The sequence below is a fragment of the Kitasatospora sp. NBC_00458 genome (assembly GCF_036013975.1).
Classification (GTDB): domain Bacteria; phylum Actinomycetota; class Actinomycetes; order Streptomycetales; family Streptomycetaceae; genus Kitasatospora.
In genome coordinates, this window is record NZ_CP107904.1 from 2604284 (window position 1) to 2616624 (window position 12341).

The 12341-nt window shown below is 75.5% G+C and carries 10 protein-coding genes; 5 read left to right on the plus strand and 5 right to left on the minus strand.

The window, feature by feature from the left end:
• Positions 1–34: 34 nt before the first annotated feature.
• Complete coding sequence (locus OG550_RS10200) at positions 35–1318, plus strand: DUF58 domain-containing protein (RefSeq protein WP_327683791.1); 1284 nt, start codon at positions 35–37, stop codon at positions 1316–1318.
• Positions 1315–3780: a transglutaminase family protein gene (locus OG550_RS10205; protein ID WP_327676371.1), complete on the plus strand. Its 2466-nt coding sequence runs from the start codon at positions 1315–1317 to the stop codon at positions 3778–3780. Before OG550_RS10200 ends, OG550_RS10205 begins: the two co-directional genes overlap by 4 nt.
• Positions 3781–3993: 213 nt before the next feature.
• Here OG550_RS10205 and OG550_RS10210 read toward each other — a convergent pair whose 3' ends face one another.
• The 3 genes from OG550_RS10210 to OG550_RS10220 form a co-directional block, all read right to left on the minus strand.
• Positions 3994–4383, minus strand: a complete 390-nt coding sequence (locus tag OG550_RS10210; protein WP_327676372.1) for a DUF3040 domain-containing protein — start codon at positions 4381–4383, stop codon at positions 3994–3996.
• Between the two features lie 396 nt (positions 4384–4779).
• Complete coding sequence (locus OG550_RS10215; RefSeq protein ID WP_327676373.1) at positions 4780–5532, minus strand: methyltransferase domain-containing protein; 753 nt, start codon at positions 5530–5532, stop codon at positions 4780–4782.
• An 80-nt stretch (positions 5533–5612) separates the two neighbouring features.
• Positions 5613–6182 (minus strand): SAV_6107 family HEPN domain-containing protein, encoded by a 570-nt coding sequence (locus OG550_RS10220; RefSeq protein ID WP_327676374.1) that lies wholly within the window; start codon positions 6180–6182, stop codon positions 5613–5615.
• 535 nt (positions 6183–6717) lie between these two features.
• Between OG550_RS10220 and OG550_RS10225 the strand changes: the two genes are divergently transcribed.
• Complete coding sequence (locus OG550_RS10225) at positions 6718–7350, plus strand: DUF4126 domain-containing protein (protein WP_327676375.1); 633 nt, start codon at positions 6718–6720, stop codon at positions 7348–7350.
• Between the two features lie 10 nt (positions 7351–7360).
• Positions 7361–8866, plus strand: a complete 1506-nt coding sequence (locus OG550_RS10230) for a phytoene desaturase family protein (RefSeq protein ID WP_327676376.1) — start codon at positions 7361–7363, stop codon at positions 8864–8866.
• 56 nt (positions 8867–8922) lie between these two features.
• On the opposite strand, the gene OG550_RS10235 is transcribed toward OG550_RS10230, so the two are convergent.
• Together OG550_RS10235 and metF are read right to left on the minus strand one after the other, a co-directional pair.
• Positions 8923–9867 (minus strand): hypothetical protein, encoded by a 945-nt coding sequence (locus tag OG550_RS10235; protein WP_327676377.1) that lies wholly within the window; start codon positions 9865–9867, stop codon positions 8923–8925.
• 198 nt (positions 9868–10065) lie between these two features.
• On the minus strand, positions 10066–10980 hold the full coding sequence (gene metF / locus OG550_RS10240; protein WP_327676378.1) for a methylenetetrahydrofolate reductase [NAD(P)H]: 915 nt from the start codon (positions 10978–10980) through the stop codon (positions 10066–10068).
• Positions 10981–11164: 184 nt separating this feature from the next.
• On the opposite strand from metF, the gene OG550_RS10245 reads away from it, so the two are divergent.
• Positions 11165–12271 (plus strand): polyprenyl synthetase family protein, encoded by a 1107-nt coding sequence (locus tag OG550_RS10245; RefSeq protein WP_327676379.1) that lies wholly within the window; start codon positions 11165–11167, stop codon positions 12269–12271.
• Positions 12272–12341: the final 70 nt, after the last annotated feature.

A 12341-nucleotide genomic window follows, 5' to 3' on the forward strand; every position in this document is an offset into this window, starting at 1 on the left:
CCCGTCCGACGAACCGTCGGGCTTCCGCGCCGGAATGCGCGGCCTCACCACCCGGGGCCGCTCCTTCCTCGCCGCCGGGCTGACCGCGGTGGGCTGCTCGTACCTGCTCGACCAGGACGCGCTGCTGCGCGTCGGCGTGCTGCTCGCCGCCCTGCCGCTGGCCGCCGCCCTGCTGCTGGCCAACACCCGCTACCGGGTGGCCAGCGGCCGCAGGCTCAGCCCGCGCCGCGCGGTGGCCGGCCAGGAGGCCCGGGTCCACCTGCGGGTGGACAACGTCTCCCGGGTCCCCACCGGACTGCTGCTGCTGGAGGACAAGGTCCCGTACGTGCTCGGGCCGCGCCCGCGGTTCGTGCTGGACCGGGTCGAGCCCCGCGGCAACCGCGAGGTCTCCTACCGGGTCCGCTCCGACCTGCGCGGCCGCTACCCGCTCGGCCCGCTCCAGCTCCGGCTCTCCGACCCGTTCGGGATGTGCGAGCTGAACCGCTCGTTCGCCGCGTCCGACGTGCTCACCGTCGTCCCGCAGATCCAGCCGCTGCCGTACATCCGGCTCAGCGGCGAGTGGACCGGACAGGGCGACAGCCACACCCGGGCCCTGGCGCTGGCCGGCGACGACGACGTCATCCTGCGCGAGTACCGGCACGGCGACGACCTGCGCCGGGTGCACTGGAAGTCCACCGCCCGCTACGGCGAGCTGATGGTCCGCCGCGAGGAGCAGCCCCGCAAGGCCCGCGCCACCGTCCTGCTGGACACCCGCGAGGTGGGCCACCGGGGCAGCGGCCCCGCCTCCTCCTTCGAGTGGGCCGTCTCCTGCGCCGCCTCGGTCACCGCCCACCTGCTGGAGCGCGGCTACCAGACCCGGCTGCTGACCGACACCGGCCACGCCGTCCCCGGCAGCGGGTCCGGCGGCGGCAACACCGCCGCCGACGCCTCCGGCCTGATCCTGGACGCCCTCGCGGTGGTCGACCTCTCCGACGGCGCCGGGCTCTCGCGCGCCGAGGAGCCGCTGCGGGCCGGCGGCGAGGGCCTGCTGGTCGCCGTCCTCGGCGACCTGGACGAGGAGCAGACCGCGCGGCTGGCCCGGCTGCGCAACCGCACCGGCGGCGCCGTGGCCTTCCTGCTCGACACCGGCACCTGGGCCGGTCTGCGCCTGCTCGCCCCCGAGACCGGCGGCGAGGAGTTCCGCGACCGGGTGCTCCGTCTGCGCGAGGCCGGCTGGACCGTGCTGCCGGTCCGCGCCCGCGACTCCGTCCCCGAACTGTGGCGGGCCGCCGACCGGGCCGAGGCGTCCTCCCCCTACCGAGAAGAGGCCGGCGCGTGACCACCCGGGCCAAACTGACCGTGTACTCGGCGCTGGCCACCGCCCTGGCCGCGCTCTGCCTGACCCCGCTGCTGACCACCAAGGGCTGGATCACCCACGCCTACCTGGTGGTGGCCGTGCTCGCCGCGGTCGGCGCGGGACTGCGGCGCGCGCCGCTCTACCGCTGGACCGTCCCGGTCGGTCAGCTGGTCGTCCTCCTCGTCCTGCTGCTGCTCGGCTTCGCCGCCTCGGGCGCCGCCTGGGGCGGGATCGTCCCCGGCCCGGAGTCGGCACGCACCCTCGGCCGGGTGTTCGAGCAGGGGCTGGACGACATCCGGGAGTACGCCATCCCCGCCCCGCCCAGCCCGGGCCTGCGGCTGATCCTGGTCGCCTCGATCGGCCTGATGGCCATCGCGGTGGACACCGTCGCGGTCACCTACCGGCGCTCGGCGCTGGCCGGGCTCCCGCTGCTGGCGCTCTACTCGGTCGGCAACGGCCTGTCCGGCGACCGGGGCAGCTGGCTCTGGTTCGCGGCCGCGGCCGCCGGCTACCTGCTCCTGCTCTTCGCCGAGGGCCAGGACCGGGTCTCCCGCTGGGGCCGGGTCTTCCGCGGCACCCCGCGCGGCACCGGTGGCGGCACCGACGGCGGCCGCGGCGGCGGCCTGGGCGGACTCGGCCAGAGCGGCCGGCAGGTCGGCGTGGTGGCGCTCGCGATCGCCCTGCTGCTGCCGGCCTTCCTGCCCCGCTGGAGCCTCGGCCTGGTGCACACCGGAAGCGACCCGGGCTCCGGCGCGCACGGCGGCGGGGGCTCGTTCAACAGCCTGGACCCGCTGGTCGCGCTCAACGACGCGCTCCCCGCGCCCCGCAACGTCGAGCTGTTCACCTACAAGACGGAGAGCCCCGCAGCCGACAGCACCTACCTGCGCACCGGTTCGCTGGACGCCTTCGACGGCACCCGGTGGAAGCTCAGCTCCACCGACTCGGTCGAGTTCAAGGGCACCCTGCCGCCCCCCGAGGGCCTGACCGCGCAGAAGTCCCCGGAGCTGAGGACCACCGTCAAGATCAGCGACCGGCTGGAGAACGCCTGGCTGCCGATGCCCTACCCGGCCCGGACCGTCGCCCTGCGCAACAACGGCGACTGGCAGCTCGACCCGCTCACCTCGGCCCTCCAGCCCACCCGGGACAAGGCGATCAAGGGCCTGGGCTACTCGGTCACCTCGCTGTACGTCGCACCCACCGCCACCGAGCTGCGCGGCGCCCCGCCGGCGCCCGACCGGATCAGGGCCCAGTACCTCGACCTGCCGGGGGACCTGCCGCCGGTCGTCCGCCAGAAGGCCGACGCCGTCACCCGGAAGGCGAAGACCCCCTACGACAAGGCGGTCGCGCTGCAGGAGTGGTTCACCGGTCCCGACTTCACCTACGACGTCAAGACCAGGCCCGACAACGGCAGCGACGCGATGGCCGACTTCCTGAACCGGCGCCGGGGCTACTGCGTCCACTTCGCCTCCACCATGGCGGCGATGGCCCGCGCGCTGGACATCCCCGCCCGGGTGGCACTCGGCTTCACGCCCGGCGACGCCAAGGCCGGCGACGTGTACTCGGTGACCGACTCGATGTACCACGCCTGGCCCGAGCTGTACTTCGAGGGCTTCGGCTGGATGCGCTTCGAGCCCACCCCGAGCCGCGGCGTGCAGCCCCAGTACACCGAACCGGTCGCCGCGCCGACCACCGAGCCGACCTCCCAGCCGACCACGGCGCCGCTGCCCAGCGCCTCGGTGCCGCAGCCGTCCGCCGACCCCGACTGCGATCCGAAGCTGCGCCGCATGGGCGACTGCGGTGACCAGGGCAAGTCGGCCACGGGTGCCGACGGCGGGTCCGTGCTGCTCTCCGGGCGGAGCCTGGCCACCCTGGCCGCCGTCCTGGTGCTGCTCGCGCTGCTCGTCACCCCGATGGTCTGGCGGGCCCTGCTGCGCCGGCGCCGGCTCGGGGCCGGCGGGCGGCGGCGCCCCGGCGGCGCGGGACCCGCCGAGCTCACCGACGAACAGGTGCTCGCCGCCTGGGCCGAGCTGATCGACTCCGCCTGGGACCTCGGCATCCCGCCGGACGAGTCGCGGACCCCGCGCTCCGCCGCCCGCCGGATCGCCGAGACCGCCGAACTCGACGAGGTCTCGGCGGCGGCCGCCGGACGGGTCGCACTGGCCACCGAGAAGGTGCTCTACGCCCGGAACGCGCAGGTCACCGTGCCGCTCGCGGCGGACGTCCGGACCGCCCGCGACGGCCTGCGGGCCGGCGCCGGACGGCGCGGGCGGACCAGGGCCCTGCTGCTGCCGCCGTCCTCGGCCCAGCTGTGGTGGCGCCTCTCGGACGCGGTGCTGGCGGCCCGGCTGGCGGTGCGCGGCCGGGCGGCGCGGGTGACCGGGGCGGTCACCGGCCCGGTCCGCCGGGTGCTGTCGCGGCGGAAGGACGACCGGCCGGAGTCCTGATCCGGACCTCGGCCTCCAGCGGCCCGGTCTCCCCCCGCCCGCTCTCCCCCGGGAGCGCGGGCGGGGGGAGGCCCCGGTCCGGGCCCGGGTACGCAGCGAGGGCGGGCAGTCGGTCGACTGCCCGCCCTCGTCACGTTCGTCACGTTCGTCCGGTGTCCCGCGGATCCGGCCCGGTTCCCGTCCCGTACGGACGGCCGGACCGGACGGGAGGGTTCAGAACCCGCCGGTCTGCTCGTCGCGCCGGCGCTGCCAGCGCTGCTCCACGCGGTCCATCATCCCCGCCTTGCGGCGCGGGGCCGCGGCCGGTCCGCTGGCCTGGGCCTGTCCGGCGGGCCCACGGCGCCAGCCCGTCACGGCGAAGACGGCGCACCCCAGCATCACCAGGAACCCGACCACGCTGACCCAGATCTGGTCGGGCACGACCATGCCGCCCATCAGCAGACCGATGCCCACCACGAAGCCGCCCACGGCCAGGTAGACCCGTCGACGGGTGTGGGTGCGCAGACCGGTTCCCTCAAGCGCCGACGCGAATTTGGGATCTTCGGCATACAGCGCTCGCTCCATCTGGTCGAGCAGTCGCTGCTCGTGCTCCGAGAGCGGCACGGAGTCCTCCTACTCGTCGGTCGCGGATGCGACCGGTCCGCCGCCCCGGTCGGGGAGGCATGTCCAATCTGCCTTCAGAACACGCGGTCGGACGCCTGTGCGGGGGCCCGGGCCCGTGTCGTCCATATGCCCCGAGCATCCGGCTGTCATGCTTTCCGGCTTTACCCAGATCATACGGTCCACCGGCCGGTTCCGGAGTGGTCGACCACGCGAGGGCCGGACCGCTTCGGCGGCTCCTGCCGCACTGTGCTCAACGCGGCGGGCGCCGGACAAGTGCCCGATCCGATGGAATGGGCCCGGACCTGGGGAGATCCGGAGGAGACGGGGAGGAGACGGCCTGGAGACGGCTCGGCGAAGCGGTGACGGTGATCCGGCGAACGGCACCCGACGGGCCGGTCAGGCCAGGGTGGCCAGCAGGTGGAGCTGGGTCGCCACGGCGTGGAAGGCGGGCTGCCCGGCGGCGGCCTCCTCCAGCTTGAGCAGCGCCTCCAGGGCGCCCGGCTCGGTGTCCACCAGGACACCGGGCACCAGGTCGGCGAAGACCCGCACCCCGTGCACCGACTCCACCCGCAGGCCCGCCCCGACCGCCAGCCGGTCCAGTTCCTCGCCGGTGAAGCGGCGCGGCATCGGGTCGCTCTCGCCCCACCGGCCGTCGACGGCGCCCAGCACCGCGCGGGCCTCGGCGAAGTGGCCGCCGAGTGCCCGGGCGAGCACCGCGCCGTTCCGGTTGGCGGCCAGCAGGCTCACGAAGCCGCCCCGGCGCAGGGTGCCGGCCAGGCTGCCGAGAGCCTCGGCCGGATCGTCCACGACCTCCAGCACGCCGTGGCAGAGCACCGCGTCGACACTGCCGGGCGTGACCAGCTCGGGGAGCGTCTGGGTGTCGCCCTGCACGGCGCGGACCAGGTCGGTCACGCCGGCCTCGGCGGCCCGGCGCTCCAGCGCGAACAGCGCGTCCGGGCTCGGGTCGACCACGGTGACGCGGTGGCCGAGCCGGGCCACCGGCACCGCGAAGTTGCCGGTGCCGCCGCCGGTGTCCACCACGTCCAGCACCGGCTGGTCCAGCTCGGCCGCCCGCTTCTCCAGGGCGGCCCGCACCACCTCCCACACCACGGCGGTACGCAGGGCACTGCGGGGACGCGTCGGGTACAAGGCGGGACTCCTCGGCACGTGCGGTTTCGATCAGGTTGCCTCCACCTTAGACCGCGCGGACGACGCGCCCGCGCCGCCGGTCACCCGGTGCCCTCCTGGTCGTCGGCGCCGTCCAGCGGCAGGCGCGGGGCGGGCGGGGCGGGGTGGAGGCCGAGCAGCCGCTCGACCAGGCGGACGAAGAGGGCGGAGTTGCGGATCAGGTCGTCGGCGTCGCGGGCCGAGGCGGCGCCCCGGATCCCTGCCTCGGCGGCGGCCCGGCGACGCGCACCGGCCGCGAAGTACACGGCCCATTCGGCGAGTTCGGGCGCGACCTCGGGCAGCACCTCCCAGGCGCTGCGGATCGCCTGGCGGCGCCGGGGGCTCTTCTCGGGGCGCCCCCGCACCGCGAGAACCGCCGCGACGGTGCGCAGCGCCGCGAGGTGCGCGGCGGCGTACCGCTCCAGCGGGTCCTCCAGGGTGCGGGACCGCGCCAGGGTCCGGTGGGCGTCGGCGAGCAGGTCGAGGGCGGCGGGCGGAGCGGCGACCCGGCGCAGCACCGGGTGCACGTCGGCGCCGGCGGCCGGCCCGTGGGAGGCGGGCCGGGGGGCGCCCGGTCGGTAGGCGGCGGAGTGGAGGCGGGCGGTGACGGGCTCAGGATGGCTGATGGTCATGGTCTCCCCCGTTCCGAGGCAGCGCACGGACCGGGTGGTCCGTGCTCCTCCATCGTGACCGGCACCACTGACAATCCGGCCGGGGCGGCGGCCCGGCCCCCGGGTACCCGAAGCGCCGTACCCCCACGGACGGCGCTTCGGACGCCCCGGTCTCCCCCGGATCCCCCCGGTTCCCCCGTCGGTGCACCGGTCCCCCCTGGCCCGCTCCGCCGCCCCGTGTCGGCGGTGCGCGGCCTCGAACCGGCTCCCGTGCGGACCTCTCCGGCGGCGTCCGCCGGTCCCCCGTGACCGGTGGACGACACCCGTCCGCAGTTCCGGGGCGGGGCGCCCGACGCGCCGCCGTCCCGGTGCCACCACTCTTCCGTCTCCGCAGGTCGCGGGCCATCCGCGCAGCTACTCAACCCGGTACCTGAGTATCCGTACTCAGACCGTCCGGGCCGGAACCGCCGGCGGGAACCACGCGCCCCCCGGGCGGCGTCCCGGTACGGTACGGCGAGCCGGGCCGACTCCCGGCGGGCACTCCGAGGAGGAACGGATGACGATCCTTCCGCTGGTCTTCACCAGCGGTCTGGCGAGCGGGATCAACGCGTACGCGGTGGTGCTGCTGCTCGGCCTGCTCGGCCGGTTCGCCGGGGCCGACTCGGTGCCGCCCGCGCTGGAGCGCACCGACGTGCTGATCGCGGCGGGCGTGCTGTTCCTGCTGGAGGCGGTCGCCGACAAGATCCCGTACGTGGACAGCCTCTGGGACGTCGCCCACACCGCGATCCGGCCCGTCGCGGGCGCCACCGTCGGCGCGCTGATCGCCTCCACCGACCCGGGTTCGCTGAGCGAGGTCGCGGCGGGTGCGATGGGCGGCACGGCGGCGCTGGTCAGCCACCTGGTGAAGGCCTCGCTGCGGATGGCGGTGAACACCTCTCCGGAGCCGGCCAGCAACATCGCGGTCTCGCTGGGCGAGGACGTGTCGGTGGCCGGGCTGGTCACGCTGGCGATCTTCCACCCGTGGCTGGCCGCCTCGATCGCCGCCGTGCTGCTGCTGCTCGGCCTGCTGCTGGTCTGGTTCGCGGTCAACCGGATCCGGGCCTTCCGGGCCCGGCGGCGGGAGCGGAAGGCCGCGCGCGCCGGGGCGGCCGGACGCCCGGTGGAGAGTGAGCCCGTCCGGCGCGCCTAGGATCGGACCCATGGCACGGATCGTCATCATCGGCGCAGGTATGAGCGGGCTCGCGGCGGCTTCCCGGCTGGCGACCCTCGGACACCGGGTGACGGTCTGCGAAGCGCGCGGCACGTACGGCGGGATGGTCGGCCGGTACGAGCGCGACGGCTTCGCCTTCGACACCGGCCCGGGCCTGCTCACCCTCCCCGCCGTCTACCGCGACCTCGCGCTGAAGACCGGCCGGGAGCCGCTGGAGGAGCTGGTCGAGCTGGCCCCGGTCGACCCGGAGAGCCGCCACCTCTTCCCCGACGGCACCGACCTGTCGCTGCCCAACGCCTCGCGGGGCGGCGTGGTCCGGGCGCTCGACGGGGCCTTCGGCCCGGGCGCCGGCGAGCGCTGGGCGACGGTGCTCAACCACGGCCGCACGGTCTGGGAGGCCACCCGCCGCCCGCTGCTGGAGGAGCCGCTGCCCGCCGACCGGCGTCCGCTGCACTCCGACCCGTACCCGGTGCCGGGCGCGGACCGGCGCGGCCTGTTCTCCCGGCTCCGCGGCCCCCGGCAGTGGACGCTCGCCGACGTCGCCGCCGAGCAGCTCGGCGGACACCCGGGGCTGACCGCGCTGCTGCACGAGCACGCGCTGCGCTTCGGCCTCGACCCGCGCACCGCCCCCGCCGGGGCCACCGTGCTGCCCTACATGGAGCAGTCCTTCGGCGTCTGGTACGTCCGGGGCGGGTTGCGCGCGCTGGCCGACGCCTTCTACCGGCGGTGCGAGCAGCGCAAGGTGGAGTTCCGCTTCGACACGCCGGTCGCCAAGGTGGACACCCGGGACGGCCGGGTCTGCGGCGTGCAGACCAAGGGCGACCGGATCGACGCCGACCTGGTGGTCTCGTCGATCGACGCCCGGGTGCTGCACACCCAGTGGATGGGCCCGGCCGACTCCTCGGACGACTGGCCCGCCTCCGCCGAGCGGCTGCACGGCGTGCCCGGGCGGGTCAGCGTGCTGCTCGCGCTGCGCGGCGCCCGCCCCGCCGGGACCGCGCACCGCACGGTGGTGCACTCCGGTGATCCGGCCGCCGAGCTGGCCGGCGTGTTCGACCCGGCGGTACCGCTGTCCGAGCGCCCGACCGTCCAGGTGCTGCGGCCGGACGACCCGTCGCTGCACCCGGAGGGCCACGAGAGCGTCGTGGTCACCGCGACCGCCCCCTCGCTGGACCTCGACTGGGGAGTGCCCGGCACCGCCGACGCCTTCGCCGACCGGATGCTGGCCCAGGCCGACGCGGCCGGGCTCGGCCTGCGCGAGCGGCTGCTGTGGCGGGTGGTCCGCACCCCCGAGCACACCGAGCGCGATGCCGGTTCCTTCTTCGGCTCCGTCCCGCCGCCCGCCCTGGCCGGTGTCGGCGGCGAGCTGCTCCAGGCCCCGAACGAGGACTTCCCCGGGCTCTACCTCACCGGCGGCGCCGCCCACCCGGGCGGCGGTCTGGCCCGCGTCGGCATGTCCGCCTGCATCGTGGCCAACCTCATCGGCCCCGCCTGACGCCCGCGTCCGGTGCCCCCGCCTCCGGTCCGCTGCGCCGGAGGCGGCCTGCCGGGTCAGCCCTGCTGCTGCCAGGTGGACTGCTGCTGGTAGCCGTACTGGTCGTACTGCGGCTGCTGCGGGATGCCCTGCCCGAGGCCCTGGTCGGGGTGGGGCTGCTGGTGGTCCGGGTGCTGGTGCTCGGGCTGGGGCTGCCACTGCTGCTGCTCGTAGCCGTACTGGGCGGGCTGGGGCTGCTGCTGGTAGCCGCCGTACGGGTCCGGCTGCTGGAGGCCCTGCTGCTGGTAGGCGCCGTACGGGTCCGGCTGGGGGACGGCCTGCTGCTGGTAGGTGCCGTAGCCCTGGTCGTACGCGAAGGCGGGCTGCTGCTGGGCCTGCCACTGCTGCTGCTGCGCGTTCTGGTCCCAGGCCGCCTGCTGCTGCCCGGGGTCGTAGCCGGCCTGGTAGGCCTCGGCGTAGGGGTCCGGCTGGGGAACGGCCTGCAGCATCTCGGTCTGCTGCTGCTCGTAGTAGGCGGGGGCGTAGACGCCGTCGTCCGCCAGCTCCTGCATCGCGAAGGCGGCGGTCTGCTCGACGGCCGGCACGTCCTCGGCCACCGGGACCGGCTCCGGGGCCTCCTCCACGACGCCGACCTCGCCGACCCGCTCCGCCGCGACCACGGCGGCCGCGGCCACCGCGCCGCCGCCGGTCAGCGCACCGAGCATGGGCACCTTGGCGAGCGGGCCGGGCAGGCTCCCGTCGGCCTTCCGGAGCGACCAGCCACCGGCGTAGCCGCGCTTCACGGAGAGGGTGACGAAGGTCTGGCCGACCGCGAACATCGCCGCGCCCGCGCCGATCACCGGGACGGACCCGGCGACCATCCCGCAGGCGACCCCGAGGAAGCCGGCGAGCGCCAGGCCGCGCCAGTGCAGCGGGGCCCGGTTCTGCAGCAGCAGCTCGGCGACCAGCCAGAGCGCCACCACCGCCAACGCGGCGTACAGCAGCAGGTATCCGATGCCCATCCCGCCCGCTACCTCCAGTCGCGTGCCGCGCGCGCCGCGCGTGTGCCGCGACTGTACCGGTTCAACGGCCCGGGTACCGCATCGCGTTCCCGTTCTCCGGGAGCGGCCCGGGGGCGCCCCCGGCAGGGCCGCACACGGACCGCGGGCGGCCCTGCGACAGGGCTGCGAACCGGACTGCGTACAGGGCTGCGGCGCAGCTCAGCGCCGGTGCAGGCCGAGGTTCTGGTAGATCTCCAGGGTCGCCGGCGAGTGGTTCAGCGTGATGAAGTGCAGCCCGGGGGCGCCCTCCGCCAACAGCCGCTCGGACATCGCGGTGGCGTGCTCCATGCCGACCTCGCGCAGCGCCGCCGGGTCGTCGATCACCGCGCGCAGCCGGGCCTCCAGATCGGCCGGGAAGGCCGAGCCGCTCAGCTGGGGGAACCGCTCCAGCTGCTTGGCGTTGGTGACCGGCATGATCTCCGGGATGATCGGCGCGTCGCAGCCGGCGGCCGTCACCCGGTCGCGCAGCCGCAGGTAGTCGTCGACCTCGAAGAACATCTGGGTGATCGCGTAGTCGGCCCCGGCGCGGATCTTCGCCACGAAGTGCCGGATGTCCTCGTCCCAGTCGGTCGACCGGGGGTGCATGTTCGGCGAGGCCGCCACGCCGACGCAGAAGTCGCCGATGCCCTTGATCAGCTCGACCAGCTCGTACGCGTAGGTGACGCCCTGGGGGTGGCTGACCCACTCGCCCAGCGGGTCGCCGGGCGGGTCGCCGCGCACCGCGAGGACGTTCCGCACGCCCTGGTCGGCGTACTGGCCGATGATGTTGCGCAGCTCGGCGACCGAGTGGTCGACGGCGGTCAGGTGGGCGACCGGGGTCAGCGTGGTCTCGGTGGCGATCCGGCCGACCATGTTGACGGTGCGCTCGCGGGAGGAACCGCCCGCGCCGTACGTCATGCAGACGAAGTTGGGATCGAGGGGTTCGAGCCGTCGGATGGCGTCCCAGAGCCTCTGCTCGCCGACCTCGGTGCGCGGCGGCATGAACTCGAAGGAGAAGGACCGCTTGCCGGCTGCCAGGAGCTCGCGGACCGTCAGCGCGCGGTCCGGTCTGGTGGAAGCGATGCCTAGTGCCATGTTGGCAGGTTATCCGCCGGATGAAGGGCCCGGACAACTCGGTTCCAGATTTTGAGACAACGGGTGGACGGCGTTCCGCTTCCGAGTGACCCCCGTTCACCCGGACGGCGGAGGCTCATCCGTACACCTGTTCCCGCCCGCCCGGATACGCTGGCTGCACCCCAGCGACCTCCGGAGCCCCATCGTGACCTCAGCCAGCCAGCGGCCGGCCAACCCCATTGACGTGGAGGACGTGCGCGAGCGTGTCAACGCCGCCCTCGCCGGCTTCATGGACGGCCAGTCGGCCCTGCTCGGCAAGATCTCCCCGCAGCTGGGGCCGGTCGCCGACGCGCTCCGCGACTTCCTGCTGGACGGCGGCAAGCGGCTGCGTCCGGCGTTCTGCTACTGGGGCTGGCGCGGCGCCGGGGGCCCGGCGGCGGACACCGGGATCGACCGGGCGGCGGCCGCCCTGGAGCTGCTCCAGGCCAGCGCGCTGGTCCACGACGACCTGATGGACCGCAGCGACACCCGGCGCGGCCTGCCCTCGGTGCACCGCCGCTTCGAGGCCCTGCACCGCGAGCACGGCTGGCGCGGCGACCGCGAGCAGTACGGCGCCTCGGCGGCGGTGCTGCTCGGCGACCTGCTGCTGATCTGGTGCGACGAGCTGTTCCTGCACTCGGGCCTGGAGCCGGCCGCGGTGCTGGCCGCCAAGCCGGTGTTCGACCTGATGCGCACCGAGGTGATGGTCGGCCAGTACCTGGACGTCCTGGAGCCGGTCGCCGGGGACTCCACCGACGAGGGCGCGCTGGACCGGGCGCAGACCGTGCTGCACTACAAGTCGGCCAAGTACACGATCGAGCGGCCGCTGCAGGTCGGCGCGCTGCTGGCGGGCGCCCCGCCGGAGCTGGTCGAGGCGTACGGGGCGTTCGGCCTGCCGCTGGGCGAGGCCTTCCAGCTGCGGGACGACCTGCTCGGCGTCTTCGGCGACCCGGCGGTCACCGGCAAGCCCGCCGGGGACGACCTGCGCGAGGGCAAGCGGACGCTGCTGGTCGCGCACGCCATGCGGGGGCTGCCGGCGGCGGACGCCCGGCACCTGGACGAGCGGCTCGGCGCGCCGGACCTCGCCCCGGCGGAGGTCGCCGGGCTGCGCGCCCTGGTGGCCCGCTCGGGCGCGCCGGAGGCGGTGGAGGCCCGGATCGAGGAGCTGATGCGGCAGTCGCTGGCCGCGCTGGCCGCGGCGCCGCTGGCGGACGAGCGGGCCCGCGCGACGCTGCTGGCGCTGGCCGAGGCCGCCACCGTCCGCAAGTACTGACCGCGGCCGACGGCGGGCCGGACCGGCCGGGCGCCGGACGGCCCGGCCGCCGGGGTCCGGCCGCCGGGGG

Bases quoted from the DNA above. Each gene is read 5' to 3' on its own strand.
- OG550_RS10200 (WP_327683791.1), top strand. From the start codon at position 35: ATGCGCGGCCTCACCACCCGGGGCCGCTCCTTCCTCGCCGCCGGGCTG.
- OG550_RS10220 (WP_327676374.1), bottom strand. From the start codon at position 6,182: ATGACCATCAGCCATCCTGAGCCCGTCACCGCCCGCCTCCACTCCGCC.
- OG550_RS10225 (WP_327676375.1), top strand. From the start codon at position 6,718: ATGACGATCCTTCCGCTGGTCTTCACCAGCGGTCTGGCGAGCGGGATC.
- OG550_RS10230 (WP_327676376.1), top strand. From the start codon at position 7,361: ATGGCACGGATCGTCATCATCGGCGCAGGTATGAGCGGGCTCGCGGCG.
- OG550_RS10235 (WP_327676377.1), bottom strand. From the start codon at position 9,867: ATGGGCATCGGATACCTGCTGCTGTACGCCGCGTTGGCGGTGGTGGCG.
- metF (WP_327676378.1), bottom strand. From the start codon at position 10,980: ATGGCACTAGGCATCGCTTCCACCAGACCGGACCGCGCGCTGACGGTC.